Raw genomic sequence first — 24,016 nt, 5'->3', positions numbered from 1 at the left:
CGCGCCGTGGCCCGCCCCGCTCCGTCCAGGGATCCCGCCGACCTCCCCGAGGGCGATCCGCTCGCCGCGCCCGGCGTCGGGCTCGACGCCGGGGCGCTGATGGGCCTGCGCCACCTCGCCCGGCGGGGGGCGGGGCTCGCCTCGCGCAGCTTCGTCGGCCTGCCCGGCGGCATCGTCACGCGGCGGCGCGGGCGCGGCTCGGAGCCCGACGACGTGCGGCCCTGGGCCGAGGGCGACGATGTGCGCCACATCGACCGCAACGCCACCGCGCGCACCGGCACGCTCCACGTGCGCACCCACCACGAGGAGCGCGACCGGGCCGTGGTGCTGCTGGCGGATTTCCGGCCCTCGATGCTGTTCGGCACCCGCCGGGCGCTCCGCTCGGTCGCCGCCGCCGAGGCCCTGGCTCTGCTCGGCTGGCGCATCGTCGGGGATGGCGGGCGCATCGGCCTCGTCGTGGCCGCCGCCTCCCCGGAACCGATCGCGCTGCGGCCCACCGGCGGCGGGCGCGGCATGGGGGCGATGGCGGGGGCGCTCGCCCGCGCCCACGCGCTCGCCCTCGCGGCGCCGCTCGGGGCCGATCCGCCCCTCACCCCCGCGCTGGAGCGCGCCCGGGCGCTGCTGCCCGCCGGCGGCCATCTCGTGATCGCGAGCGCCCTCGACCAGCCGGGCGAGGGGTTCGAGGCGGCGCTGACGGCGCTGGCCGAGCGGGTGTCGCTGAGCCTGATCCTGGTGAGCGATGCCTTCGAGCGCGAGCCGCCGCCCGGGCTCTACCCCTTCGCGACGCCGGAGGGCCGGCGCGGCACCGCGCAGGTACGCCGCAAGCCGCCCGCCGACGACCGGCTCGCCCGCTGGGCGCGGGTGGGGCTGGAGGGCGTGCGCCTCGACAGCGAGGGGGGCCCTGAGTCCTTCGCACCCCTGATGGAGCGGCTCGATGCCGTGCTGTGAGGGCGCGCTCACGCCGGCCGCCCAGGCGGCGCTCGCGGACCTGCGCGGCCTGCACCCGCCGCCCGATCCGGGATCCTTGCGCCTCGACGTGCTGGCGGCGATCGGGCTCGGCCTCCTGCTCGCGGCCCTGATCCTCGTCCTGCGCGGCCGGCTCGCGCGCCGCCGCGTCTCGGTGCGCCGTGCGGCACTCGCCGATCTCGCCGCCTCGCGCGGCCTCGACCCGGCCGCCCGGCTCCTGGCACAGGCCCGCCTCGTCGCGCGCCTCGCCCGCACCCTCGGGGCCGAGGGCGCCGACCGGGCCGCCTCCCTCGACCGGCTGTTGGCCACCGACTTCTTCACCGCCGGGCCGGGCCGGGCGCTCACCCGCGACCTCTACGCGCGGTCCGTGTCCGACACCGAGGCGATCGATGCCGGGCTCGTCCGGCTCCTCGCGCGGGTCAGGACCTGACCATGGGCGCGCTCGGCCTCTCAGGGTTCGATCTGGCGGCGCCGCTCGCGCTGCTGCTGCTGCCGCTGCCGCTGCTCGCGCGCCGGTTCCTGCCGCCGGAGCGCGCGGGCGGCAGCGGCGCGCTGGTGGTACCGGGCACGCTGGTCGCGGGCGTGGGGCGGGCCGAGGCGCTGGCGGCGCGCGCCCGCCGCCGCACCCTTCTCGGCTGGCTGCTCTGGATCTGCCTCGTGACAGCGCTCGCGGGGCCCCGCCTCGTGCTCCCGGCCGCGGCGCTGCCGGCTTCGGGCCGCGAGATCATGCTGGCGCTCGATCTGTCCGGCAGCATGGAGCGGATCGACTTTTCGCTCGACGGCCGCAACGTCGCCCGGCTCTCCGCCGTGAAGCGCGTCGGGGCGGACTTCATCCGGCGCCGGGCCGGCGACCGCATCGGCCTCGTGATCTTCGCCGATCAGGCGGACGTGGCGGCGGCGCTCACCTTCGACACCGCCGCGGTGGCGCACGCCCTGGAGGAGGCGCAGATCGGCCTCGTCGGCCGCTCCACCGGGATCGGCGACGGGCTCGGCCTCGCGCTCAAGCGCCTCGACGCCGCGCAGGCCCGCGAGAAGGTGGTGGTGCTGCTCTCGGACGGCGCCAACAATGCCGGCCAGACCACGCCGCACGACGTGGCGGTGCTGGCCCGGGACCTCGGCATCAAGGTCCACACCATCGCGCTCGGGCCGCGCGACACCGCCGACGTCCAGGGCGACCCGGACGTGGTCGACGCGGAGGCGCTGCGCGACGTGGCCGAGACGAGCGGCGGACGCTTCTTCCGCGTGCGCACCACCGACGACCTCGCCGCGGTGGCCGAATCCATCGACGCGATCGAGGGCGGCCGCGCCAAGGCGCCGCCGGTGCCGCTGCGCCGCGACCTCTGGCCCTGGCCGGGCGGGCTCGCCCTCCTCACCGCCCTGGCGCTGATCGTGGCGAGGCGCACGGCATGATCGAGGCCGTCACGCTCCTTCGCCCGTGGTGGCTGCTCGCGCTCCCGGTCATCGCGCTCGTGGCGTGGCGGGCGGTCTTCCGGGCCGCGCCGCTCGGCGACTGGCCGCGGGCGGTGGAGCCGCGCCTGCTCGCGAGCCTCAAGGCCCGCGGCGCCGTGCTGCCCGGGCGGCGGCAGGCCCAGGGCGCCCTCGTGGCCGCGGCGGCTGTTTTGGCGCTTGCGCTCGCCGGGCCGGCCTTCGAGCGCAGCGACGCGGCGAGCTTCCGCACCCTCGACGCCACGATCCTGGTGATGGACCTGTCGCGCTCCGTCGCCGAGGGCGGGCGGCTCGACGAGACGCGGGGCGTCGCCCAGAGCGTCGCCGAGGCGGCGGGCACCCGGCAGGTCGCCCTCGTGGTCTACAGCGGCGACGCCTACGTGGCGGCGACGCCCACCACCGACCGGGACGCCCTCGGCACGGTGCTGTTCGCCCTCGACGGCGCGACGGTGCCGGACCGCGGCAGCAGCCCGGCCCGCGGGCTCGCGCTCGCCCGCCGGATCCTGGCCGAGATGGGCGCGGTGGCGGCCGACGTGGTGCTGCTCTCGGACGGCGGGGGCATCGACGATCCGGCGCGGCGGGAGGCGGCGGGGCTCGCGGGCGACGGGCACCGGCTCCACACCCTGGCGATCCCCACGCCTGCCCTGCCGGCGGAGGCGCCGCGGGGCGACCGCGCCGCCCTCGACCGGCTGGCGCGCACGGGCGGCGGCGCGGCGGGCGAGATTGACGCCCCCTCCCCCGTGCTCGCGGCGGTGGCCGAGACCGGCGCCGGCCACCTCGCGGCCGGCAGCTACGCGGTGCTGGCGTGGCAGGATGTCGGGCGCTGGCTGGTGCTGCTCGCCCTGCTGCCGGCCCTGCTGCTGTTTCGGAGGCCCGCCTGATGCCGGGCGCCCGGTCTCTCCTGCCGGCGCCGCCGTCCTGGCGCCTCCCGCGCCCCGGCGCGGGATCGCTCGCCGCCGGGCTCGCGCTCCTCGGCCTCTGCGTCCTGGCGGTGCCGCGCGCCACGGTCGGGCGGGCGCTCCTCGCGGTGGGCCTGCCCGGCCCCGCCGCGCAGGTCTCCGACGATCCGGGCTGGCGCGGCACCGCGCTCTACGCCGCGGGCCGCTACGCGGAGGCCGCCGCCGCCTTCGGGGAGGCGAAGGGCCGGGCCGCCGCCTACAACCGCGGCAACGCGCTCGCCCGGGCCGGCGACCTCACGGGCGCGCTCGCGGCCTACGAGGCCGTGCTGGCGCGCGATCCCGGTAACGAGGATGCGCGGGCGAACCGCGACCTCGTCGCCCGCCTCCTCGACGAGGCGCTGACGCTCGGCGGCACCGCGGCCGGCGAGGCCAACGCCCGGGCCGACCAGACCACCCGCTACAACCCCAAGGCCAGCGCCGACCCGAACGACCCGGGCATCGCCTCCTTCGGCGAGGGCCTCGCCGGCAGCCTGGAGGCGTCGTCGGCCTCCGATGCCCCCGGCACCTCGAAGGCCTCGCGCACCGGCAAGGCCGAGCAGCGCTCCATCGATCCCGGCCGGGGGCAGGCGCGCGGCTCGGCGAGCGACGCGGAGGGCGGCGGGCGCAGCGGCGGCGGCATCGCGGCGGCCACTCAGGCCTACGAGCGCGAGGCGCGCCGGATCTCCAAAAGCTTCGAGGCCAAGGAGATCCGCGCCGACCGGCACTGGCTCGCCACCATGACGGACGATCCCGGCCGCTTCCTCAAGCGCCGGATCGAGGCCGAGCACCTGCGCCGCAAGGAGGCCGGCACCGCCGTTCAGCCGGGGAGCAACCCGTGGTGAGACGATCGGATGTTCGGATGAGGCGCAGGACGGAGGTCCCCTCTCCCGTGCGGGAGAGGGGCAGGGGTGAGGGTCCCGGGAGGGAGCAGCAAGGACCCGGAACGCTGCCGCTACCAGCACTGAGGCTGATGGCTAGTCCTGACCTGTTCCGCTCCCCTCACGACGCTTCCAGGGTCTCAATGGCTCCACCTGGACCCTCACCCCTACCCCTCTCCCGCACGGGAGAGGGGATCCCGCGGGTCTGCCGGCGGCGGGTGCACCTCATGGCCCTCGCGGCGCTGCTCCTTCTCCCGGGGACGGCCCTCGCCCTCGACGAGGGCGACCTCACCCTCACCGTCACGCCGGAGGTCGGCGGCAACGCCGTGCCGTATCCGCGCGAGATGATCCTGCTGCGCATCCGGGGAACCTACCGGACGCAGATCACCCTGGAGGAACTGCGCCAGCCGCCGCTGCAGAATTTCAGCTGGACGCAGCTCGGCCGCGACCGCTGGTTCAAGACCAGCGTCGATGGCCAGGAGGCGCGCGGCTTCGAACGGGTGGTGGCGGTGTTTCCCCAGGCGGCCGGGCGCCTCACCATCGATCCCTTCGTGCACCGCCTGACCGTGGTGGACGGGGGCGGACGGCGCGTCGTCGACGTGCGCTCCAGCCCCGTGCCGGTGGAGGTGAAGGCCTGGACCGGGCCCGGCGGGCCGGACGTCAAGGAGCCGTGGTGGCTGCCGGCCTCGTCCGTGACGGTGACGGATATTTGGTCTCCCGAGCCCGAGACCCTGCGGGTCGGCGAATCCGCCCGCCGCACCGTCACCATCGAGGCCAAGGGCCTGACCGGCGACGGCCTGCCGCCCCGCCCGATCATGCGCACCCGCGGCGTGCTCACCTTCGCCGGCCCGATCGACCGGCAGACCACCATCACCCCGTCCGGGCCGGTGAGCCGGGCGACCTACCAGTGGGACGTGCGGCCCGGCGTGGCCGAGCCGGTGACCCTCTCGGCCATCACGGTGCCGTGGTTCGACACCGTGACGCGCACGATGCGCGAGGCGGAGATTCCAGCTCGCATCGTCGGCAGCCGCGCCAAGGCCGAGCCCGACGAGGCCGATGCCCCGCCTCCGGGCTCCCCCTGGCTGGCCGCGCTCGCCGGGATGGGCGCCTTCGCGCTCGGGCTCGTGGCGTTCGGGCGCGCCGGGCGGGCGCCCGGTCCGCGCGAGGCGCTGCTGCGCCGGCTGGCGCGGGCCGCGCGACGGAGCAATGCCGCCGCCTTCCGGACTCACCTCGCCGGGGCCGATCCGGCGCTCGCGGCCCATTGGCGCGGCGATCCGCACACGGCCCCCGGCCTTCGCGCCCTCGACCGGGCGCTTTTCGGCGAGGGCGAGGCCCCGGTGCCGGACCTGCGCCGTCTCGCCCAGGCGCTCGCCCGCCACACGCCCGCGCCGCAGCCCACAGCGGCCGATCCCCTCGCCGCCCTGGACGGGGCCGCGCGCTGAGGCCGCGCCCCGGTTCCGTCACGAGGGCAGCCCGAAAGGGCCAAGGTTCTCCACGATCGTCCGCGCCCGGAATCACAACCGGAGCGTGCTCATGATGCAATTTACCCGCCGTGCGATGCTGGTCGGCACCGCGCTGGCCGCCTGCCGCGCCGTCGCGGCGGAGGGTCCGGAGGAGGCCGTGGCGCGGCTTGCCGCCCTGGAGCGGCAGGAGGGCGGACGCCTCGGCGTCTGCGTGCGCGACACCGGCACCGGCCGGGTCCTGTCCTACCGGGCGGACGAGCGCTTCGCGCTGTGCAGCACCTTCAAGGCCGTGGCCGCCGCCGCCGTGCTGGCGCGGGTGGACCGGGGCGAGGAGCGGCTGGAACGGCGCATGGCCTTCGGCCCCGCCGACCTCGACACCTACGCGCCCGTGGCGGCCAAGCACGTGGCCGGGGGATCGATGAGCCTCGGCGAGGCTTGCGCCGCCGCGGTGGTGTGGAGCGACAACACCGCCGGCAACCTGCTGCTGCAGGCGCTCGGCGGGCCGGAGGGTTTCACCGCCTACGTGCGCTCCGAAGGCGATACGGTCACGCGGCTCGACCGCACGGAGCCGACCCTCAATACCGCGATCCCGGGCGACCCGCGGGACACCACGACGCCCGCGGCGATCACCGGCCTCCTGGAGCGCATCCTGCTGGGGCCGGCCCTCTCGCCCGCGAGCCGCGCGCGGCTCCTCGGCTGGATGACGGATAGCCCGACCGGTGCCAAGCGCCTGCGCGCCGGGCTGCCGGCGGAGTGGCAGGTCGGCGACAAGACCGGGACCGGCGAGAACGGCACGGCCAACGTCGTGGCGATCATTCGCCGGCAAAACAGTGCGCCGCTCATCGCGGGCGTCTATCTCACGCAGTCGCCCGGCTCGCCGGAGGCCCGCAACGCCCTTCACGCCGAAGTCGGGCGGCTCGTCACCCGCACCTTCCCGGCCTGATCCCAATCGCTGATGTCGAAGACCACCCGTGCCACCCTCGTCCTCGCCAAGGCCGGCATCGCCCACAGCGTGCATGCCTACGCGTACGATCCCGGCGCGGAGCGCATCGGGCTCCAGGCCGCGGAGGCGCTCGGCGTTCCGCCCGGGCGGTTGCTGAAGACGCTGATGGCGCAGGTGGACGGCAAGCCGGTCTGCGTGCTGGTGCCCTCCGACCGCGAGGTGTCGCTGAAGAAGCTGGCGGTGGCCTTCGGCGGCAAGACGGCCGCCATGATGCGGCCGGCCGAGGCCGAGCGCCTGACGGGATATCATGTCGGCGGCATCTCGCCGCTCGGCCAGAAGCGCGCCGTGTCGACGCTGGTCGAGGCCGACGCGCTCGGGCACGCACAGGTTTTCGTCAATGGCGGACAGCGCGGGCTGCAGATCCTGCTGGCGCCCGCGGACCTCGTGGCCGTGCTGGGCGCCCGCACCGGGGCCGTGACGGGATGAAGCGTTAACCATCCGGCCGCAGAGTATTGCCCGATTCTCAGGCGTGGCGGGATCGTGCGGCGGGATAGACGACAGCAGGGTCCGGGGTCGACGACCCCGGCGGGTCGAGGGCGGAGCCCCGTGGGGTGCGGGGCAACGCCCCGCGGCGCAGCCCTGCTGTGGCTGCTGCTCTCGGCGCCGTCCGCCCTGGCGGCAGATCTTCTTGAGCCGGCTTACAATCCAGTCATCCGCTACTTTCCCCGCAGCGACGAGGTGGTGCGGCCCCCTCCCCCACCCCCTCCCCTTCCGCCCCCGGTCTGTCCGCCCGGCTACGGCCGGGTGCCGACGAACGCCCTCGACGATCCGAGCTACGTCGGCTCGGCCTACGGGCTCGGCAAGCCGAGCAAGTACGGCTTCACGCCGCCGCTCGGGACGGACGATCCCTACGGCCGGCGGCTGCGGGTCTGCCGGTGAGTCGGGAGGTGGCGCCATCGCGTTCGCCGACTCTGGAGGCAGCGCTCGGGGCCATGCTTCCCGAGCGCCTCCTTTCGCATCATTCTCACCGCCGAACCGGTGACCACTTCGGCGAATGATGCTTAGGGTCGCGGCGAGTCCGGTGCCTGGAGCCGTCCGATGTCGACCCAACCCCCCTCCCCCGTCGCGCGCCTGACGGACCTGCCGACGCTGCGTGCGCAGGTCGGCGCGTGGCGCGAGGATCGGGAGAGCGTCGGGCTCGTGCCGACGATGGGGGCCCTGCACGAGGGCCACCTGATGCTGGTGCGGCAGGCCCGCCGCACCTGCGCGCGGGTGGTGGTGAGCATCTTCGTCAACCCGACGCAATTCGGCCCGGCCGAGGATTTTTCGCGATATCCGCGCGACACCGAGCGGGACCTGGCGCTGCTGGCGCAGGAGGGCGCGGATGCAGCCTACCTGCCGGACGTGTCCACCATGTACCCGCCGGGCTTTTCCACGACGGTGAGCGTCGCAGGATTGACCGATGGTCTGTGCGGCCCCCTGCGGCCCGGCCATTTCGCGGGCGTGGCGACGGTGGTGACGAAGCTGCTGCTGCAGGCCCTGCCCAACCGGGCGCTGTTCGGCGAGAAGGATTACCAGCAACTCCAGGTGATCCGCCGCTTCGTGCGCGACCTCGACATCCCGGTGGTGATCGAGGGCGTGGCGACCGTGCGGGAAGCGGACGGGCTCGCGCTGTCCTCGCGCAACCAGTACCTCTCGGCGGAGGAGCGTGCCGTGGCGCCGCAGCTGCACGCGGTGCTCACCCGCGTCGCCGAGGCGGTGCGCGGCGGGGCCGAGACCGCGCCCGCGCTGGCGGAGGGCCGTGCGGCGCTGGAGGCCGCGGGCTTCGGCCCGGTGCAGTACCTCTCGGTGAACGACGCGGAGTCGCTCGCACCCCTCGACCGGGTGGATGGCCCGGCCCGGGTGCTCGCGGCGGCCTATCTCGGCCGCACGCGGCTCATCGACAACATCGCCGTTTAGCAGTGCTTCAGTCGCGCAGCAGCTCGTTGATGCTGGTCTTGGCCCGGGTGCCGGCATCGACGCGCTTGACGATCACCGCGCAGTAGAGCGAGGGGCCGGGGGTGCCGTCCGGCAGCGGCTTGCCGGGCAGCGAGCCCGACACCACCACCGAGTAGGGCGGCACGCGGCCGAGCATCACCTCGCCGGTGGCGCGGTCGATGATCTTGGTCGAGGCGCCGAGATAGACGCCCATCGAGAGCACGCTGCCCTCGCCGACGATCACGCCCTCGGCCACCTCGGCCCGGGCGCCGATGAAGCAATTGTCCTCGATGACGACCGGGTTGGCTTGGAGCGGCTCCAGCACGCCGCCGATGCCGGCGCCGCCGGAGATGTGGCAATTCTTCCCGATCTGCGCGCAGGAGCCGACGGTGGCCCAGGTGTCGACCATCGTCCCCTCGCCCACGTGGGCGCCGAGGTTGACGAAGGAGGGCATCAGCACGGCGCCCGGCGCGATGTAGGCGCTGCGGCGCACCACGGCGCCCGGCACGGCCCGGAAGCCCGCCTCGCGGAAGCGGTCCGCGTCCCAGCCCTCGAACTTGGACGGGACCTTGTCCCACCACGCCGCCCCGCCGGGGCCGCCCGGGATCACCGCCATGTCGTTGAGGCGGAAGGACAGGAGCACGGCCTTCTTGAGCCACTGGTTGACCTGCCAGTCGCCAGTGCCGGCTTTCTCGGCAACCCGCGCCGTGCCGGAATCGAGCAGCGCCAGCGCCGCTTCCACGGCCTCGCGCACGGTCCCCTGCGTGGACGCGCCGATGGTCGCGCGGTCCTCCCAGGCGGCTTCGATGGTCCGGGCGAGTTCGGCGTGCGACATGGCGGGATCCTAACGGAATGAGGTCGGGCGTCTGCTTAGAGCAGCACCCGATCGCGTTGCAATCCGGCGCTGCCCGCATTCCTCGGGCCGGCGTGCCGGCCGAGGCACGGGTGCCGTCAGCCGGGGGTGTCGGGGCGTGCGGCGCGGCTGCCGGACAGGTCCCGGGTCAGGCTCGCAAGATCCTCCGCGAGTTCGTCGTGAATCGCCGCGGCCGCGTCTGGGAAGACTTCGAGGACGCGGCGCATCAGGGCGCGCGTGATCACCATCACCTCGGCGGCGGTGGCCGCGCGGGCGGTGGTCGGGCGCGTCTGGGTCAGAAACAGGGCGGTGCGGCCGATCAGGCTCGACGGCCCGGCCTCGACGGCCGGGGCGGAGGCGGGGCGCGGATCGAGGCGGATCGTGCCGCGCAGGACGACGTAGCCGCCATCCGCCGCGTCGCCGCGGGCGAACAGCACCGCGTCCGGGTCCAGGCTGCGGTGCTCGGCCGCGAACGAGATCAGCCGCAGGGCATCCCGGTTCATCAATCCGAACAGCGGGGCGGCGGCCAGAATCGCGATGTCGTCGTCGAGCGCCAACGGCCCCGGTCTCCCCCAGCCGCCCGGGGGCGGTCGAGCGCCTGCTTAACCGATCCGCCTGGGCCGCACCACGCCGCGGTTGGGGGTCAGGGCAGCAGCTTGTAGCCGCCGCCTTCGGTCACGAGGATCGAGGCCGCGGCGGGGTTGGGTTCGATCTTCTGGCGCAGCCGGTAGATGTGGGTCTCCAGCGTGTGGGTGGTGACCTGCGCGTTGTAGCCCCACACCTCGGCGAGCAGCGTGTCGCGCCCGACCACCTGGCGGCCCGCGCGGTAGAGGAAGCGCAGGATCGCGGTCTCCTTCTCGGTGAGCTTCAGCTTGGAGCCGCGCTCGCCGACGAGCAGCTTCGCGCCGGGCCGAAAGGTGTAGGGGCCGATCTGGAAGATCGCGTCCTCGCTCGCCTCGTACTGGCGCAGCTGCGCCCGGATGCGGGCGAGCAGCACCGCGAACTTGAACGGCTTCGTCACGTAGTCGTTGGCGCCCGCATCGAGACCCATCACGGTGTCGATCTCGGAGGTCTGGGCGGTGAGCATGATGACCGGGCTGCGAAAGCCGTTCTGGCGCATCTGCTTCACCGCGTCGCGTCCGTCCATGTCGGGCAGGCCGACATCCATCACCACGAGGTCGACCCGCTCCGCCCCCACCCGCGCCACGGCGCCGAGCGCGGTCTCCTCCGTCACCACCTCGAACTCGGCGTGGAGTTCAAGCTGCTCGGTGAGCGTCTCGCGGAGCGAGGGGTCGTCATCGACGACGAGCAGGCGATGGGCGTTCGACATCGGAACGGCACTCTCGGGACGCGATCAGGCGGACGCCGCCGGCTCTCTTGAGCAGGCCCGCGACGGCATGCCGATGCGTCGCCCGATCGGGGGGTTTGACGTGGCGCAGGGTCTCGTCGGGCAATCGCGGGGCACTTCCTACGGAACCTGCTCGGAACCCGCTCCCGCCGGACGGCCGCCCCGGCCGGCAGTGAACGTGCGGCACGAGACCACCACTTGGCAGAACGCAGAGTAGCGGAGCGCGGTGCGGCGGCAAGAGCCGGCGGCTTCGTGTCCACGGTTCGACGTCCGGCGATGGCCGGGCATCCTTACCCTGAGGCGCGCGGGGGCAGCGGACCCTCCGGTCGCGGCGGCGCCGCGCGCAGGTTCGTCGGCAGGCCGATCACCGGCCGTGCCACGGCCACCGGGCAGGCCTGCAGCCAGAGATAGACCCGCAGCGCCAGCCACGCATCCTCCAGCGCGCCGTGACGATGGGTCGTGCGCCGCACGCCGACCCGGCGGCAGACGGCGTCGAGGGAGGCCGAGCCCGCCTCGCCGCGGCGGCGATAGGCCTCCATCGTGCAGTAGGCCCGCCCGGCGACGGCGGGGTGCCCGGCGGCGGCGAGCTCGCGGTTGAGGAAGCCGAGGTCGAAGGCGGCGTTGTGGGCGACGATCAGGTCGGTGTCGGCGAGGAGCCCGGCGAGGGTGCCGAGATGGGCGGCGGCGGGCTCCTGGTGGCGCAGCAGCCAGTCGTCGTAGCCGTGCACGGCCTCGGCCCGAGGATGGCTCGCGCGCTGGGGATCGAAGATCAGGTGATGGCAGGTCAGGGCCGGGCGCGGATCGAGGAGCGAGCGGCTCTCGAGGGCGACGGCGCCGAAGCTCACGACGCGGTCGCGGTCACCCAGGCCCGTGGTCTCGACATCCACGACGAGGATCCGCGGCGGCAGCCAGCCGAGCCAGTCGGGGGTGTCGCCGGGGCGGTGCTGCGTCATCGGTGCCTCGCGAGGAGCAGGATAGAGCATTGTCCGACGAAGTGGATGCCGGTTCGCCGTAGAAAATGCGACAAATCAAGGGCTTAGAGCAGTGCCCGATCGCAACGCGATCGGGCACTGCTCTCGTGGCGGCGCGCTCCTGTCACGCTCGCGCTGGAGCCGCGGCGGCGCCCGCCCTATGAGAGGCGGATGAAGCGCCTCACCCTCCCGCTCCTGCGCGTGCGCGCCAGCGTGCGCGACCGCTCCCGCGGCACCCTGATCGCCGGGCCGGCGCAGTGTCCCTGCGCGCTCGGCAAGACGGGGCGCACCCGCACGAAGCGCGAGGGCGACGGCGCCTCGCCGTACGGCCGCTTCCGCCTGCGCGGTGGATTCTACCGCCCCGACCATTTCGGCGCCCGCCCGCCGGCCGGCCTCGCGCTGCGCCCGATCCGGCCGGGGGACGGCTGGTGCGACGACCCGCGGGACCGGCGCTACAACCGCCCGATCCCGCTGCCCGCGGCCGGGATCAGCGCCGAGCGCCTGTGGCGCGAGGACGGGCTCTACGACCTCGTGGTCGATCTCGACTACAACCGCGGCCCGATCCGCCGCGGGCGCGGCAGCGCGATCTTCCTGCACGTGGCGCGCCCGGGCTTCCTGCCGACGGAGGGCTGCGTGGCCTTGCGCCGGGCCGACCTGATCCGCCTGCTGCGCCGGCTCGGACCGCGCACCCGGCTGCTGATCTGACCCACGCGTCTTCGCAGACGCACACAGATCTTCGGAGAATTTTCTTCCTCTCATCGCGTGTTGTGCTGCGGCGCAACGCACCTTCGCCCAAAAGGCGAAACATTGGTAACGCTGCCATACTCGCGCGGCCCCTGGACGTTCTGTATGGTCCGCTCCAGTTCACAGCGAAATCAGACTCCAGGGAGGCGCCCATGCTGCTCGACGCCTACACCGCGACCGAGATCGTGCGGGCCCGGCAGATCCATGCGGCAGAAGGCCCGAAGAACACGCTGTGGGATCACGGCGTCCGCTACCGCGGTGACGGGGCGGATCCGGAGGCGCTGACCGACGACGACCGCCTGCGCTTCCTGGAGCAGGCCCGGGCCGAGATCCATCACCTTCGCATGAACTGAGGCGCACGAACCGAGGCGGCCGCGCCGCTTCCCTCAATCCACCGCCGGCCGCGTCCCGAAGATCGCCGTACCGACCCGGACCAGGGTGGCACCCATCTGGATCGCCGCCGGAAAATCCGCACTCATCCCCATCGACAGCCGCGTCAGGCCGTGCCGGGCTGCGATCGCGCGCAGCAGCGCGAAATGCGCCGAGGGCGGATCCTCGGCCGGCGGGATGCACATGAGCCCGTCGACCGTGAGGCTGTGCTCATCGCGGCAGGCTGCCAGGAAAGCATCGACCGCCGCCGGCGACACGCCGCCCTTCTGCGGCTCGTCCCCGGTGTTGACCTGCACGAGGAGCACCGGACGGCGCCCGAGCCGCTGCATCTCCCGGGCGAGCGCCGCGGCGAGCGAGGGCCGGTCGAGGGAGTGGATCACGTCGAACAGCTCCACCGCCTCCCGCGCCTTGTTGGATTGCAGCGGGCCGATGAGGTGGAGTTCGACGTCGGGGTAGCGCGCCCGCAGGGCCGGCCACTTGGCCTTGGTCTCCTGCACGTAATTCTCGCCGAAGAGCCGCTGGCCGGCCTCCAGCGCGGGCACGATGCCCTCGGCCGGGATCGTCTTCGAGACCGCGACCAGGGACACGGAGGCCGGGTCGCGCTCGTGGTCGACGGCCGCGCGGGCGATCTCGGCCCGCACCGCTGCGAGGCGGGCGGCAACCCCATCAGGCTCGATCATGGGACCTCCTCGTCGACCCAGCGCGTCGCCGGACATCGCCAGACTTGGCGCCAAATCCGGGGGGGCCGGCAGAACCGTTGACCCCGGCTGGCAAACCGTGTCCTAGTCCCGCGGCGCCGGGCCCGGCAAGCTCAACCGTTTGCCGCCGCGACGGTTTCCCCTTGCCCCTCTGACGCCGGGTCCCCGCCGGCGCCGCATGGTCCGAAAAGACGTCCCCATGGCCGAACGTTACAACGCGAAGGAGTCCGAGCCGCACTGGCAGGCGGTGTGGGCCGAGCGCGACCTCTTCCGCACCCGCAACGACGATCCGCGCCCGACCTACTACGTGCTGGAGATGTTCCCCTACCCGTCGGGGCGCATCCACATGGGCCACGTGCGCAACTACGCGATGGGCGACGTGGTGGCGCGCTACAAGCGCGCCAAGGGCTTCAACGTCCTGCACCCGATGGGCTGGGACGCCTTCGGCCTGCCGGCCGAGAACGCCGCCATGGAGCGCAAGGTCAACCCGCGCGAGTGGACCTACGCCAACATCGCGACGATGCGGGCGCAGTTGCAGTCGATGGGCCTCTCGCTCGACTGGAGCCGGGAGATCGCGACCTGCGACCCGTCCTACTACAAGCACCAGCAGCGGATGTTCCTCGACTTCCTGCAGGACGGGCTGGTGACGCGGCGCACCGCCAAGGTGAACTGGGACCCGGTCGACCACACCGTGCTGGCCAACGAGCAGGTGATCGACGGGCGCGGCTGGCGCTCGGGCGCGCTGGTGGAGCAGCGCGAGCTGACCCAGTGGTTCTTCCGGATCACCGACTACGCCCAGGATCTCAGCGACCGGCTCGACACGCTGGAGCGGTGGCCGGAGAAAGTCCGGCTGATGCAGAAGAACTGGATCGGCCGCTCCGAGGGGCTGGAGCTGCGCTTCGCCCTCGACGCGCCGCCGGCGGGCCTGCCCGAGGAGGTCAAGGTTTACACGACCCGCCCCGACACGCTGTTCGGCGCGAAATTCTTAGCGGTCGCGGCCGACCACCCGCTGGCCGGGGCGCTGGCCGAGAACTCACCCGCGCTGCAGGACTTCATCGCGGCCTGCCACCGCATGGGCACCGCCCAGGAGGCGATCGACACCGCCGAGAAACTCGGTTTCGACACCGGCCTGCGGGTGCGCCATCCGCTCGATCCCGCCTGGACCCTGCCGGTCTACGTCGCGAACTTCGTGCTGATGGAGTACGGCACCGGCGCGGTGTTCGGCTGCCCGGCGCACGACCAGCGCGACCTCGACTTCGCCAACAAGTACGGGCTCGGCAATACCGCGGTGGTCTGCCCGCCCGGCCAGGACCCCGCCACCTTCACGATCACCGACACCGCCTATGACGGCGATGGCCGGATGATCAATTCGCGCTTCCTCGACGGGATGACGGCGCAGCAGGCCTTCGCGACGGTGGCGGACCGGTTGGAGGCCGAGACCCTCGGCGGCGCGCCGGTGGCTCAGCGCCGGGTGCAGTTCCGCCTGCGCGACTGGGGCGTCTCGCGCCAGCGCTACTGGGGCTGCCCGATCCCGGTGATCCATTGCGAAACCTGCGGCGTGGTGCCGGTGCCGGTGGCCGACCTGCCGGTGACGCTGCCGGAGGAGGTCTCGTTCGACCAGCCCGGCAACCCGCTGGAGCGCGACCACGCGTGGCGCCGGGTCCCCTGCCCTACCTGCGGCGGAGCGGCGTTGCGCGAGACCGACACGATGGACACCTTCGTGGATTCGTCGTGGTACTTCGCGCGCTTCACCGCGCCGTGGCTGACGGAGGCACCGACCGATGCGGCCACGGTCGACCGCTGGCTGCCGGTGGACCAGTATATCGGCGGCATCGAGCACGCGATCCTGCACCTGCTCTACTCGCGCTTCTTCGCCCGGGCGATGCGCAAGGTTGGATGGGGCGGCGCCGACGAGCCCTTCGCGGGCCTTTTCACCCAGGGCATGGTGGTCCACGAGACCTATAAGGACGCGGCCGGTGCCTGGGTTCAGCCGGCCGAGGTGCGCATCGTCGCGGGCGATGGCGGCCGGCAGGCGTTTCACGTGAAAACCGACGCGCCGGTCACGATCGGCCCGATCGAGAAGATGTCGAAGTCGAAGCGCAACGTCGTCGATCCCGACGACATCATCGCGTCCTACGGCGCCGATACGGCCCGCTGGTTCATGCTCTCCGACTCGCCGCCCGAGCGCGACGTGATCTGGACCGAGGACGGGGTTCAGGGCGCTTCCCGCTTCGTCCAGCGCGTCTGGCGCATCGTCAACGAGATCGCCGAGCGTACCGACACGGGCAACGCCCCGCCCGCCGACCTCGCCGTGCGCAAGGCGGCCCACAAGGCGCTGGCCGCGGTCGAGGAGGACATCGAGCGCCTGCGCTTCAACCGCTGCGTGGCGCATATCTACGAGCTCGCCAATACCCTGCAGGACGGTCTCGCCGGGGCGGGACGCGCCGCCCTCGCCGAGGCCGCCGGCATCCTGGTGCAGCTCCTCGCGCCGATGATGCCCCACCTCGCAGAGGCCTGCTGGGCGGTGCTGGGGAGACCCGGGCTCGTCGCCGAGGCCGCGTGGCCGAGCGTCGAACGCGACCTCCTGGTGGAGGACAGCGTGACCCTGCCGGTGCAGATCAACGGCAAGAAGCGGGCGGACGTCACGGTGCCGCGGGAAGCGGATGCGGCAGCCGTAGAGGCGGCGGTGCTCGCCCTCGACGCCGTGCAGCGCGTCCTCGACGGAAAGGCCCCGCGCAAGGTCATCGTGGTGCCGCAGCGGATCGTGAACGTGGTGGCCTGACGCCCACCACGGTCTCGCCGCAGAGCTTCCTTAAGGAGGAGCCGGTACGCTGGTGGCGACCGCGGACCCGCCGCGGTCGGCTGGCCGAAACGGGCCTGTGAAGAAAACCTTGGCAGTCGGCGAGCGCCCCGCTATGCGGCGGGGTGCTGGCGAGGCAGGACGGACCGGAATGGCAGGCAGCACGGCGAGGACGGCGCGGCGGCTCGCGCTGGCGGCAACCCTGACGCTCGGGCTCACGGCCTGCTTCCGGCCGCTCTACGGACCGACCGCCTCGGGCGCTCCGCTGAGCGCGGTGCTCGCCGCGATCCAGGTCGATCCGGCGACCACGCCCTCGGGGCAGGAACGCCTCGGCCATTACCTGCGCAGCGAGCTGGTGTTCGACCTCGACGGCGCGGGCCTGCCCACTGAGAAGCGCTACCGCCTCCAGCTCGCGGTGAGCGAGTCGGTGCAGACGCCGATCGTCAGCTCGGTCACCGGCCGGGCCGAATCCGCGACCCTGTTCGGCACCGCCACCTACAAGGTGACCACGCTGGACGGCAGCCGGGTGCTGACGGACGGCACGGCGACCGGCTCGGCCACCTACGACCGGTCGGTGCAGCGCTTCGCCAGCGTGCGGGCCGCGCGCGACGCCGAGATCCGGCTGGCCAAGCTGCTCTCGGACCAGATCAAGGGACGCGTCGCGGCGATCCTGGCCACGCAGCCCTGAGGCGGCGATGACCGCCATCCGTCCTGGCGATGTCGAGGGCCTGCTGCGGCGCGGGCCCGATCCGCGCATCGCCGTCATCCTCGTCTACGGCCCCGATACCGGTCTGGTGGCCGAGCGCGCGCGGCGCCTTGCCGAGAGCGCGGTGCCCGACCCCGCCGATCCTTTCGCCCTGGTGAAGCTCGACGGCGATGCTCTCGCCGCCGATCCCGGCCGGCTCATCGACGAGGCCGGGACGGTGGGCCTGTTCGGCGGTCAGCGCGCGATCTGGGTTCGCTCCGGCAGCCGCAACTACGCGCCGGCCATCGAGGCGGTGCTGAAGGGCGGCTCCGCCGCCAGCCGGATCGTCGTGGAGGCCGGCGATCTCGCCAAGTCGGCGCCGCTGCGCGTGCTCTGCGAGCGCTCCTCCGAGGCGCTCGCCGTTCCATGCTATCCGGACGATGCCCGTGCCCTGGCGGAGCTGATCGACAGCTGCCTGAGGGAGGACGGCCTGCGCATCAGCCGGGAGGCCCGCGAGACCCTGGCGGCGAGCCTGGGCGGCGATCGGCGGGCCAGCCTCGGCGAGATCGAAAAACTCGCGCTCTACGCCCGCGGCACGGCCGAGATCGGGCTGGAGGATGTGGAGGCGATCGCGAGCGACGTCTCGGCCTCGGCGCTCAACATGGTGGTCGACGCGGCCTTCGCCGGCCATGTGAGCGAGGTGGAGCGTCTCTATCGCCGCTTCCAGACCGAAGGGCTCGACGCCTCGGTGATGCTGGGCACGGCCCTGCGCCACGCCCTGACGCTGCTGGCGATGCGCCTCGACGGCGAGGGCAAGAGTCCGAGCGCGCTGGTGGCGGGCTGGCGCGGTCTACATTTTCGCCGGCAAAAGATTGTCGAGACCCACTTCGCCCGCTGGTCGCCCGACGCGCTGCGGCGCGCCGTGTCGCGCCTTCAGGCGGCAGTGCTGGCCTGCCGCCGCGCGGGCGGCGTATTTTCGCACGCGCTCGCGGCCGACCTGCTGGTGCGCCTCGCCCTCGACGCGGCGCGCCGCTCCTGATCCGGTCGGGTCACTGCACGTCGAGCCGGCGACAGAGCCCGTCGAGCTGGTCGAGGCTGCCGTAGCGCAGGCGCACCTCGCCACCGTCGCCGCGATGCTCGATCGACACCGTGACGCCGAGAACGTCCTCCAGTCGCCGCTCGAGGGCGCGGGTGTCCGCGTCCTTCACGGGCGCCGGCTTGCGTGGCCGGCCCGGCCGCGGGCCGCCGTCAGCCGGCTGCTCGGCCGCCGCCAGGGCCTCGACTTCGCGGACGGTCATGCCTTCGGCCACGACCCGGCGCGCCACCGCCTCCGGATCCCGCACAGCCAGGAGTGCGCGAGCATGCCCGGCCGTCAGTGCGCCGGCCACGACCTGCTCCTGCACGCCGGGCGGCAATTGCAGCAACCGCAGGGTGTTGGCGAGATGGCTACGGCTCTTGCCGATGATCTCGGCCAGTTCGGTCTGATTGTAGCGAAATTCGCTCATCAGCCGCTCATAGCCGGCCGCTTCCTCGATGGCGTTGAGGTCGGCGCGCTGGACGTTCTCCAGGATGGCGTATTCGAGCGAGGTGCGGTCGTCGATCTCGACCACCACCACCGGTACCTCGTGCAGGCCGGCGCGCTGGGCCGCGCGCCAGCGCCGCTCGCCTGCCACGATCTCGAAGGCGTCCGGAACCTTGGCGACGCCGCGCACCACGATGGGCTGGATCACGCCGCGGGTACGGATCGAGGCGGCGAGTTCCTCCAGCTCGGTCTCGGCGAAGTGGCGGCGCGGGTTGCGCGGGTTCGGGCGCAGGAACTCGATCGGAACCCGGCGCTGGCCCTTGCGGTCGGCGGAGGCAGGGGTGGGATCGTCCCCGACATCGCCGATCAGTGCCGCGAGCCCCCGCCCGAGCCGCGGGCGGGCCGTCTCGTCCGCCATGTGTCTATCCTCGTCTCGTCATGTCGCGCCGGTTCGGGCTCATGCCGCGGCCGGGAGACGCCCCTCGCGCTGGATGATCTCGGAGGCGAGGCGCAGGTAGGCCTGGGAGCCGGCGCATTTCAGGTCGTAGAGCAGCACCGGCTTGCCGTGCGACGGCGCCTCGGAGACGCGGACATTGCGCGGGATCATGGTCTCGTAAACCTTGTCGCCCATGAACTCGCGCACGTCGGCGACCACCTGGGCCGAAAGATTGTTGCGCGGGTCGAACATCGTCAGGACGATGCCCTGGATGGCGAGGCGCGGGTTGAGCGCACCCCGGACCTGCTCGACGGTGCGCAGGAGCTGGCTCAGCCCTTCGAGGGCGAAGAACTCGCATTGCAGCGGCACCAGCACGGCGTGCGCCGCCGCGAGCGCGTTGATGGTGAGCAGGTTGAGCGAGGGCGGGCAGTCGATCAGCACGTAGGTGAAGCGCTCCTCCTCGGGCCGCTCGTCGTTCACCACCGGTTCGAGGACGCGGCGCAGGCGGTGCGCGCGGTCCTGCGCGCTCGCCATCTCCATCTCCAGGCCGAGGAGGTCCATGGTGGAGGGCGCTACCGAGAGGCGCGGCACCGCGGTGGCCTGCACGGCCTGCAGCAGCGGGATCTCGCCCGCCAGGACATCGTAGGTGGAGAGGCGGCGCTTGCGCCGGTCGATGCCGAGCCCAGTCGAGGCGTTGCCCTGCGGATCGAGATCGATGATCAGCACCTGCTCGCCGATCGCCGCGAGCGCCGTGCCCAGATTGATCGCGGTCGTGGTCTTGCCGACGCCGCCCTTCTGGTTGGCGAGCGCGATGATGCGAAGAGGGCGAGAGGACGATCCCGCCTTCACCTCGGTTCGGTCCGCATTCATGAAAGTGGGCCGCTCAAGCTGGAGATGCGGAGGATTCCGGCAGCGGAATCGGTCCGGCTCGGGATCACGTCGACGTCGAATGTCCACGTTTCGCGGGCGGCGGTCAATTCGGCGGCAGCCTCCCGACCCTTCGGAAACAGCCCGATGACGCCGTTTTTCAACAAGGGTGCGGTCCACGACAACAATTGGGGGAGGGGGGCGAGGGCTCGAGCGCAGACGACCTGCACCTCGGTGAAGCCGGCGACGACGGTCTCGATCCGGGCGACGTGGATGCGGGCCGGTGCACCGGTCAGGCGCGCGGTTTCCTGCAGGAAGGCGCCCTTGCGGGTGTTGCTCTCGACCAGATCGACGTGGAAGCCGGGCCGTTCGGCCCCCGCGATGGCGAGGATCAGGCCGGGGATGCCGGCGCCGCTGCCGAGGTCGAGCCACCGCGTCGCGTGCGGGGCCGCGTCGAAGAGTTGGAGTGAGTCGGCGATGTGGCGGTTCCAGACCTCCGGCAAGGTCGAGGGACCGATGAGGTTCTTCACCTTCTGCCAGCGGGTGAGCTGGGCGACGTAGAGGTCGAGACGCGCGGCTGTTTCACGTGAAACACCGGCTTGCGCCAGGATGGCATCGCGGTCGCGCGGAAGGGGCATCTGTTCTCGTCGTGTTGCAGGGCATGCGTCTCGGAGGCGTTCGCTGCGGCGTCACCCAAACCGCCGTAGTGGGGAGGCCGCTCGGCGGATGTACGACCGCTCAGCGAGCCGCGGCGGTCGCCTCGCCTCGGCGGGCGTAGGCGGCGAGCAGCGTCAAGGCCGCAGGCGTCACCCCTTCGATGCGGGCGGCCTGACCGAGGGTGAGCGGGCGCACCCCTTCGAGCTTGACGCGAAGCTCGTTCGACAGGCCGGGGATGCCGCCGTAGTCGAGGGAGGCGGGCAGGTGGATCGCCTCGTCCTTGCGGAATGCCGCGATGTCCGCCTGCTGCCGGTCGAGGTAGACGGCGTAGGTCGCATCCGTGCGCAGCCGGTCCGCGAGGGCGGGCGGCACCGCATGAAGCTCTGGCCAGATGGCCGCCAGACGGTCCCAGGTGATCTCCGGATAGGACAGGAGCTGGAAGGCCGTGCGCCGGACCCCGTCCCGGTTGACGCTGAGGGCGTGACGCGCGGCCTCCGTCGGGGTGAGGCTCAAAGCGTCGAGCCGGTCGCGCACCGAGGCGAGGGCGGTTTGATGCGCGGCGTAGTGGCGGGCGCGATCAGACCCGACGCAACCGAGGACGTGCCCACGCGGCGTCAACCGCTCGTCGGCATTGTCGACGCGCAGGCTCAGGCGGTACTCCGAGCGGGAGGTGAACATGCGGTACGGCTCGCTCACCCCGTGGGTGACGAGGTCGTCGATCATCACGCCGATGTAGGATTCGGCGCGGTCAAAGACCGCCAGGGCCTGCCCGCCCGCAGCCCGGGCCGCGTTGAGGCCGGCAACGATGCCCTGGCCTGCCGCCTCCTCGTAGCCGGTGGTGCCGTTGATCTGACCGGCCAGAAACAGGCCCTGGATGCGCCGGGTCTGCAGGGTCGGATCGAGTTCGCGCGGGTCGACGTAGTCGTACTCGATCGCGTAGCCGGGCCGGAGCATCACCGCCCGCCCGCAGCCCGGGATCAGGGCGAGGAGCGCCCGCTGCACCGGCTCGGGCAGCGAGGTGGAGATGCCGTTCGGATAGACGGTCGGATCGTCGAGGCCTTCCGGCTCCAGAAAAATCTGGTGACCCTCGCGGTCGCCGAACCGCACCACCTTGTCCTCGATCGACGGGCAGTAGCGCGGCCCGCGGCTGGTGATGCCGCCCGAGTACATCGGGGAGCGGTGCAGGTTCGCGCGGATCAGGTCGTGGCCGGCCGTCGTGGTCCGGGTCACCCCGCAGGCGACCTGCGGCGTGGTGATCCGCTCCGTGAGGGTCGAGAACGGCACCGGATCGTCGTCGGCTGCCTGGAGCTCGATGCCGTGCCAGTCGATGCTCCGGCCGTCGAGGCGCGGCGGCGTCCCTGTCTTGAGACGGCCGAGCGCGAAGCCGTGGCGGTCCAGGGTCTGGGCGAGGCCGACCGCCGGGCTTTCGCCGACGCGGCCGGCCGGAACGGTGTGCTCGCCGATATGGATCAGGCCGCGCAGGAAGGTGCCGGTGGTGAGCACCACGGCCGCGCAGGGGATGGCGCGGCCATCCGCCAGTGTCACACCGCCGACGCGGCCGTCCCGCACCATCAGGTCCTGAACCTCGCCCTCTACGACCGTGAGGTTCGGGAGCGCGGTCATGGCGGCCTGCATGGCCCGGGCGTAGAGCTTGCGGTCGGCCTGCGTGCGCGGCCCGCGCACCGCCGGACCCTTGCGGCGGTTGAGCAGGCGGAACTGAATTCCGGCGCGGTCGGCGACGCGCCCCATCAGCCCGTCGAGGGCGTCGACCTCGCGCACGAGGTGGCCCTTGCCGAGACCGCCGATCGCCGGGTTGCACGACATCGCCCCGAGCGTGTCGCGCCGGTGTGTGACCAGGGCAGTGCGGGCGCCGATGCGGGCCGAGGCAGCCGCCGCCTCGGCGCCGGCATGACCGCCGCCCACGACGATGACGTCGAAGCCGGAAGAAGCAGGATGGTGCATGAGGTTGATGTGGACCGAGCCGAGGATCGCGTCAACGCGCGATGTTTTCACGTGAAACTGTGGCTGGCTATCGGTCATCGGCTTGCCGTCGCAGCACGGCCCTCACTTGCCGATGCAGAAACTCGCGAAGAGCCGGTCCAGCATCTCCTCGACGCCGACGCGGCCCGCCACCTCGCCGAGCGCCCGCACGGCGAGCCGCAGGTCCTCTGCGACGAGTTCGGGCGGCAGGGTCATCGCCCCGGCCGCGGCCCGGTCGAGATGGCCGATGCAGCGTTCCAGGGCAAGGCGCTGGCGCTCGCGCGTCACCACCGCGTCGCCCTCGCCGAGCGCGGTCGCGGCAGAGGCCTGGAGGGCATCGAGCAGCCGGTCGAGGCCTGCGCCCGTCAGGGCCGAAACGGCGAGATCCGCGCCGGACGATTCTTGGACAAGATCGGCCTTGGTGCGCACCACGAGCGTGTGGGCGTGAGGCCTGTCGATCGGATCGCAGGGGCCTGCGAGCCACAGCACCAGATTGGCGTTCTTCATCCGCTGCCGGCTGCGCGCGATGCCCTCGGCCTCGATCGCGTCGGTGCTCTCGCGCAGGCCAGCCGTGTCCACCAGCACCACCGGCAGTCCGCCGAGATCGCATCGCACCTCGATGGCATCGCGCGTGGTGCCGGGAATGGCCGAGACGATCGCGGCGTCGCGGCGGGCGAGCGCGTTGAGCAACGTGGACTTGCCGGCATTCGGCGGTCCGGCGAGCACCACCGTGTAGCCGTCGCGCAGGCGCTCGCCCCGCCGCCCGTCGGCCAGAGCGGCCCGGATCTCGTCGCGCACCCGCACGAGGCCCGCGAGACTCACCTGCGAGAGCGCGTCGCCATCCACGTCGCCCTCGTCCGAAAAATCGAGAGCGGCCTCGGTCGCCGCGAGCCCGTCGAGGAGGCTCGCGCGCCACGCCTCGACGCGGCGGCCGAGCACGCCGTCGAGCTGGAGCATCGCCTGGCGCCGCTGCGCCTCGGTCTCGGCGTCGATCAGATCCGCCAAGCCCTCGACGGCGGTGAGGTCCATGCGCCCGTTGAGGAAGGCCCGCCGGGTGAAGGCGCCGGGCGCGGCCGGCGCGAGGCCGGGAAGGCGCCCGAGGGCCGCCAGCACGGCCGCGCGCACCGCGACGCCGCCGTGCAGGTGCAGCTCCACCACGTCCTCGCCCGTGAAGGTCGCTGGACCCGGCATCCAGGCGACGAGCGCTTGATCGAGAGGTACGCCGGTCTCCGGATCGCTCAGCACGCGCAGGGACAGGCGCCGGGGCGGGGGAGGGGGCCTGCGGCTCAGCCGCTCCAGTGCGGCGCCCGCCTGCGGCCCGCTGATGCGCACCACCGCCACCGCGGCGCGGCCGAAGCCCGATGCGGGCGCGAAGATCGTCTCCATCCTGATCCGAAGGGTGTTTGGCCCTGCGCTTCGGGTCCGCCACGAGCGGGCGGCTCCGGAATACTCGT

25 protein-coding genes are annotated in these 24,016 nt (G+C 73.0%); 15 read left to right on the top strand and 10 right to left on the bottom strand.

All coding sequences use genetic code 11. The features are described from left to right. Positions 1-99 precede the first annotated feature (99 nt). The 10 genes from ACKUB9_RS18440 (at position 100) to panC (ending at position 8,593) form a co-directional block, all read left to right on the top strand. Positions 100-948 carry a DUF58 domain-containing protein gene (locus tag ACKUB9_RS18440; RefSeq protein ID WP_407525283.1) on the top strand — a complete coding sequence of 283 codons (849 nt, stop codon included), beginning with the start codon at positions 100-102 and terminating at the stop codon, positions 946-948. Further along, positions 935-1,396, top strand: a complete 462-nt coding sequence (locus ACKUB9_RS18435; protein WP_407525145.1) for a DUF4381 family protein — start codon at positions 935-937, stop codon at positions 1,394-1,396. Before ACKUB9_RS18440 ends, ACKUB9_RS18435 begins: the two co-directional genes overlap by 14 nt. 2 nt (positions 1,397-1,398) lie before the next feature. Then, the gene (locus ACKUB9_RS18430; RefSeq protein ID WP_407525142.1) at positions 1,399-2,376 is read left to right on the top strand and encodes a VWA domain-containing protein; all 978 of its coding nucleotides are present in this window, start codon (positions 1,399-1,401) and stop codon (positions 2,374-2,376) included. Beyond that, positions 2,373-3,293, top strand: coding sequence for a vWA domain-containing protein (locus ACKUB9_RS18425; protein ID WP_407525139.1), 921 nt, complete (start codon positions 2,373-2,375; stop codon positions 3,291-3,293). The genes ACKUB9_RS18430 and ACKUB9_RS18425 overlap by 4 nt, the downstream gene beginning before the upstream one ends. Next, positions 3,293-4,192: a tetratricopeptide repeat protein gene (locus ACKUB9_RS18420; RefSeq protein ID WP_407525136.1), complete on the top strand. Its 900-nt coding sequence runs from the start codon at positions 3,293-3,295 to the stop codon at positions 4,190-4,192. Before ACKUB9_RS18425 ends, ACKUB9_RS18420 begins: the two co-directional genes overlap by 1 nt. Positions 4,193-4,455: 263 nt before the next feature. Next, positions 4,456-5,670, top strand: coding sequence for a hypothetical protein (locus ACKUB9_RS18415; RefSeq protein WP_407525134.1), 1,215 nt, complete (start codon positions 4,456-4,458; stop codon positions 5,668-5,670). A 91-nt stretch (positions 5,671-5,761) separates the two neighbouring features. Further along, complete coding sequence (gene bla, locus ACKUB9_RS18410; protein WP_407525131.1) at positions 5,762-6,634, top strand: class A beta-lactamase; 873 nt, start codon at positions 5,762-5,764, stop codon at positions 6,632-6,634. A gap of 12 nt (positions 6,635-6,646) precedes the next feature. Continuing rightward, a complete protein-coding gene (ybaK, locus tag ACKUB9_RS18405) occupies positions 6,647-7,120 on the top strand; it encodes a Cys-tRNA(Pro) deacylase (protein ID WP_407525128.1) in 474 nt (157 codons plus the stop codon). 120 nt (positions 7,121-7,240) lie between these two features. After that, positions 7,241-7,573 (top strand): hypothetical protein, encoded by a 333-nt coding sequence (locus tag ACKUB9_RS18400; RefSeq protein WP_407525126.1) that lies wholly within the window; start codon positions 7,241-7,243, stop codon positions 7,571-7,573. A 159-nt stretch (positions 7,574-7,732) separates the two neighbouring features. Next, positions 7,733-8,593 carry a pantoate--beta-alanine ligase gene (gene panC, locus ACKUB9_RS18395; RefSeq protein ID WP_407525124.1) on the top strand — a complete coding sequence of 287 codons (861 nt, stop codon included), beginning with the start codon at positions 7,733-7,735 and terminating at the stop codon, positions 8,591-8,593. A 7-nt stretch (positions 8,594-8,600) separates the two neighbouring features. Here panC and dapD read toward each other — a convergent pair whose 3' ends face one another. From dapD to ACKUB9_RS18375, 4 genes are all read right to left on the bottom strand, one after another. Then, a complete protein-coding gene (dapD, locus tag ACKUB9_RS18390; RefSeq protein ID WP_407525121.1) occupies positions 8,601-9,446 on the bottom strand; it encodes a 2,3,4,5-tetrahydropyridine-2,6-dicarboxylate N-succinyltransferase in 846 nt (281 codons plus the stop codon). A 116-nt stretch (positions 9,447-9,562) separates the two neighbouring features. Beyond that, on the bottom strand, positions 9,563-10,021 hold the full coding sequence (locus tag ACKUB9_RS18385; RefSeq protein ID WP_407525119.1) for a cyclic nucleotide-binding domain-containing protein: 459 nt from the start codon (positions 10,019-10,021) through the stop codon (positions 9,563-9,565). A gap of 86 nt (positions 10,022-10,107) precedes the next feature. Then, the gene (locus ACKUB9_RS18380) at positions 10,108-10,794 is read right to left on the bottom strand and encodes a response regulator transcription factor (RefSeq protein WP_407525116.1); all 687 of its coding nucleotides are present in this window, start codon (positions 10,792-10,794) and stop codon (positions 10,108-10,110) included. A gap of 308 nt (positions 10,795-11,102) precedes the next feature. Next, positions 11,103-11,765, bottom strand: coding sequence for a 3'-5' exonuclease (locus tag ACKUB9_RS18375; protein WP_407525114.1), 663 nt, complete (start codon positions 11,763-11,765; stop codon positions 11,103-11,105). Between the two features lie 189 nt (positions 11,766-11,954). Between ACKUB9_RS18375 and ACKUB9_RS18370 the strand changes: the two genes are divergently transcribed. Both ACKUB9_RS18370 and ACKUB9_RS18365 read left to right on the top strand, forming a co-directional pair. Further along, positions 11,955-12,488, top strand: a complete 534-nt coding sequence (locus tag ACKUB9_RS18370; RefSeq protein ID WP_407525111.1) for a L,D-transpeptidase family protein — start codon at positions 11,955-11,957, stop codon at positions 12,486-12,488. 191 nt (positions 12,489-12,679) lie between these two features. Then, positions 12,680-12,880: a hypothetical protein gene (locus ACKUB9_RS18365; protein WP_407525108.1), complete on the top strand. Its 201-nt coding sequence runs from the start codon at positions 12,680-12,682 to the stop codon at positions 12,878-12,880. 33 nt (positions 12,881-12,913) lie between these two features. Here ACKUB9_RS18365 and ACKUB9_RS18360 read toward each other — a convergent pair whose 3' ends face one another. After that, complete coding sequence (locus ACKUB9_RS18360) at positions 12,914-13,597, bottom strand: YggS family pyridoxal phosphate-dependent enzyme (protein WP_407525105.1); 684 nt, start codon at positions 13,595-13,597, stop codon at positions 12,914-12,916. Positions 13,598-13,814: 217 nt separating this feature from the next. On the opposite strand from ACKUB9_RS18360, the gene leuS reads away from it, so the two are divergent. The 3 genes from leuS to holA all read left to right on the top strand — a co-directional run bounded on the left by leuS (position 13,815) and on the right by holA (position 18,139). Continuing rightward, the gene (leuS, locus tag ACKUB9_RS18355; RefSeq protein WP_407525102.1) at positions 13,815-16,397 is read left to right on the top strand and encodes a leucine--tRNA ligase; all 2,583 of its coding nucleotides are present in this window, start codon (positions 13,815-13,817) and stop codon (positions 16,395-16,397) included. 169 nt (positions 16,398-16,566) lie between these two features. After that, positions 16,567-17,103: an LPS assembly lipoprotein LptE gene (locus ACKUB9_RS18350; RefSeq protein WP_407525099.1), complete on the top strand. Its 537-nt coding sequence runs from the start codon at positions 16,567-16,569 to the stop codon at positions 17,101-17,103. Between the two features lie 7 nt (positions 17,104-17,110). Beyond that, positions 17,111-18,139, top strand: a complete 1,029-nt coding sequence (gene holA / locus ACKUB9_RS18345) for a DNA polymerase III subunit delta (protein WP_407525097.1) — start codon at positions 17,111-17,113, stop codon at positions 18,137-18,139. A gap of 10 nt (positions 18,140-18,149) precedes the next feature. Here the strand turns inward: holA and ACKUB9_RS18340 are convergent, their stop codons facing one another. From ACKUB9_RS18340 to mnmE, 5 genes are all read right to left on the bottom strand, one after another. Then, positions 18,150-19,040, bottom strand: a complete 891-nt coding sequence (locus ACKUB9_RS18340) for a ParB/RepB/Spo0J family partition protein (protein ID WP_407525095.1) — start codon at positions 19,038-19,040, stop codon at positions 18,150-18,152. A 39-nt stretch (positions 19,041-19,079) separates the two neighbouring features. After that, positions 19,080-19,928 (bottom strand): ParA family protein, encoded by an 849-nt coding sequence (locus ACKUB9_RS18335; RefSeq protein ID WP_407525092.1) that lies wholly within the window; start codon positions 19,926-19,928, stop codon positions 19,080-19,082. Then, positions 19,925-20,563 (bottom strand): 16S rRNA (guanine(527)-N(7))-methyltransferase RsmG, encoded by a 639-nt coding sequence (gene rsmG / locus ACKUB9_RS18330; protein WP_407525090.1) that lies wholly within the window; start codon positions 20,561-20,563, stop codon positions 19,925-19,927. Before rsmG ends, ACKUB9_RS18335 begins: the two co-directional genes overlap by 4 nt. Before the next feature lie 100 nt (positions 20,564-20,663). Further along, complete coding sequence (gene mnmG / locus ACKUB9_RS18325; protein WP_407525280.1) at positions 20,664-22,544, bottom strand: tRNA uridine-5-carboxymethylaminomethyl(34) synthesis enzyme MnmG; 1,881 nt, start codon at positions 22,542-22,544, stop codon at positions 20,664-20,666. A gap of 102 nt (positions 22,545-22,646) precedes the next feature. Further along, complete coding sequence (gene mnmE / locus ACKUB9_RS18320) at positions 22,647-23,948, bottom strand: tRNA uridine-5-carboxymethylaminomethyl(34) synthesis GTPase MnmE (RefSeq protein WP_407525087.1); 1,302 nt, start codon at positions 23,946-23,948, stop codon at positions 22,647-22,649. Between the last annotated feature and the right edge of the window lie 68 nt (positions 23,949-24,016).

Origin of the sequence: Methylobacterium oryzisoli, assembly GCF_046557895.1 — a bacterium.
In the GTDB taxonomy this organism is placed as follows: Bacteria; Pseudomonadota; Alphaproteobacteria; order Rhizobiales; family Beijerinckiaceae; genus Methylobacterium; species Methylobacterium oryzisoli.
This window is presented reverse-complemented; position numbering and strand designations above follow the sequence as displayed.